Genomic DNA, 1,823 nt, shown 5'->3' on the forward strand with positions numbered 1-1,823 from the left:
CTTTATTTAGATAGTGTTAAATATTGAAAGGAAAGTGAAGGATTTCTACAAAAAAAGTTGCTAAACATAAAAAATGCTCCATAAACAGTTAGTTTCTATAAATATGACGAAAAACACCGTAAAACAAATAACGCATTTCGTGAAATAAAGAAATAAATGAAATATTTTAAAAGGATAAAACAAATATGGAGATATTAAATTTTAAAAAAAGAAGTGAGGAGATATAGTAACAGTTATTTACAGTGTTCCGTGTTTCGCTTCAAAATAGACGTGCTGAAATTTAAAAAAGTTTCTTCTATATAAATAGCGTGAATAATAATCAAAATATATGTAAAGGGAACTTGACGTAAAGTTTCCTTTACATATATACTCGGTATATGGAAGGAGGGAGAAATTTCCTTGGAAAATAAAATGGTCGAATACCGAAAAAAATTTGGACTATCTCAAGAAAAGTTGGCTGAGAAACTTGGAGTTTCCAGACAAACCATTATCTCAATTGAAAAAGGGAAATACGATCCATCACTTCCGCTAGCATTTGAAATAGCGAAAACATTTCAGACAACAATAGAACATGTATTTATTTATGAAGGAAAAGAAGAGGGGGAATAGGGATGAATTATTCACAAAAGTACTTTGTAATTATGGGGATTATTTTTCTATTTATGAGTGGATTTATGATATTAACAGGTATAATGACGCATTCTGCACCGCCAGCCATAACGTATCCATTGCTGGGGATGATGATTATGTGTTTCTGTCTAAGCTACTTGCATCCGCAATTTAAAGAAAAAGACGAGCGAATGAAACTGATTCGTTATAAAGGAATGTTTGTAACCTTTTTTGCATTAACGGCATATTATCTTCTTTTCTCTATCGGCTTAAACTTAAAAATACTTACACTATCAGCTACTGAATTATTGAATATACTTATGGCACTTACAATGAGTACCGTCTTTATCTCATTTGTTGTTTTAGCAAAAAGATATTAAGATGGAGGAGAGAAAGGAAGATTAACATATGCAAATGATGTATGCTTTTGGCATTGGGCTTGTATTATTTTTAGCCGTATTCTTATTTATTCGTAAAGACGTTCAAGGTGGGACGTTAACGAAGCGAGGATTTTATAAATTAATCGGCTGTTTAGTTGTTATGCTTATAGCAATTATTGTAATGATCGTATTAATTAATCAGTCACTATAGAATGTAAAAACGAAACCTTACTTCGGTAAGGTTTTTCTTTATTGTTAAACCTAAAAATTACCACTAAATCCATTTACTATAAATAACTTGTATTATATAATCTAATGAAATGATAGATAAGGAGTGTAGTATATGAATAAAAAAACTATCTTCTATTTATTAACTTGTATACTACTTGTAGCTAGTACTACTTATATAATATGTAACAAAAGAGAACAAGTGCCACCTATATTAGTATGGGACGAACAAGAATACTATGTTGCGAATGAACCTGCCAAAGTAGAAGAAGTTGGGCAAAAACTTGGCGAAGTAACAAAGAAAATTAAAACAAGTAAAAAACCTACTAAAAATAGAGAATCTAATACATTACAAGAGAAAACAGAAGTATTCATAATGATTGAGGAAGAAAAAAGTGATTACCCGCCTTTAATCATAAAGGAAGCTTATAGTGATGAATATAGGGTAGTGAGGCCGATGTTGAAGCAAGTATTATGATGAAAAGGGGATTCATATGCAGACAGTAACTTTGTATCCGTGGTCGTAAGAAAAATATTTGTCTTTTTCCTCCTATCGGTGCCGCTTACATTTTGATGAATAGAGGAGCAATACAAAAGAGAGATTAC

General features: G+C 31.0%; 4 protein-coding genes. All 4 read left to right on the forward strand.

Going from position 1 to position 1,823, the window contains the following annotated elements; all coding sequences use genetic code 11:
- Positions 1-399 precede the first annotated feature (399 nt).
- Entirely contained in the window at positions 400-609 is a 210-nt protein-coding gene (locus ABWK52_RS29125) for a helix-turn-helix transcriptional regulator (RefSeq protein WP_000428506.1), read from the forward strand.
- Positions 610-611: 2 nt separating this feature from the next.
- A complete protein-coding gene (locus tag ABWK52_RS29130; RefSeq protein WP_001109895.1) occupies positions 612-989 on the forward strand; it encodes a hypothetical protein in 378 nt (125 codons plus the stop codon).
- A 28-nt stretch (positions 990-1,017) separates the two neighbouring features.
- Entirely contained in the window at positions 1,018-1,200 is a 183-nt protein-coding gene (locus ABWK52_RS29135) for a DUF3976 domain-containing protein (RefSeq protein ID WP_001178294.1), read from the forward strand.
- Between the two features lie 132 nt (positions 1,201-1,332).
- Positions 1,333-1,695 (forward strand): hypothetical protein, encoded by a 363-nt coding sequence (locus ABWK52_RS29140; protein ID WP_001036574.1) that lies wholly within the window; start codon positions 1,333-1,335, stop codon positions 1,693-1,695.
- Positions 1,696-1,823 lie beyond the last annotated feature (128 nt).

Origin of the sequence: Bacillus sp. AP50 (genome assembly GCF_040492675.1) — a bacterium.
Lineage (GTDB): Bacteria > Bacillota > Bacilli > Bacillales > Bacillaceae_G > Bacillus_A > Bacillus_A cereus.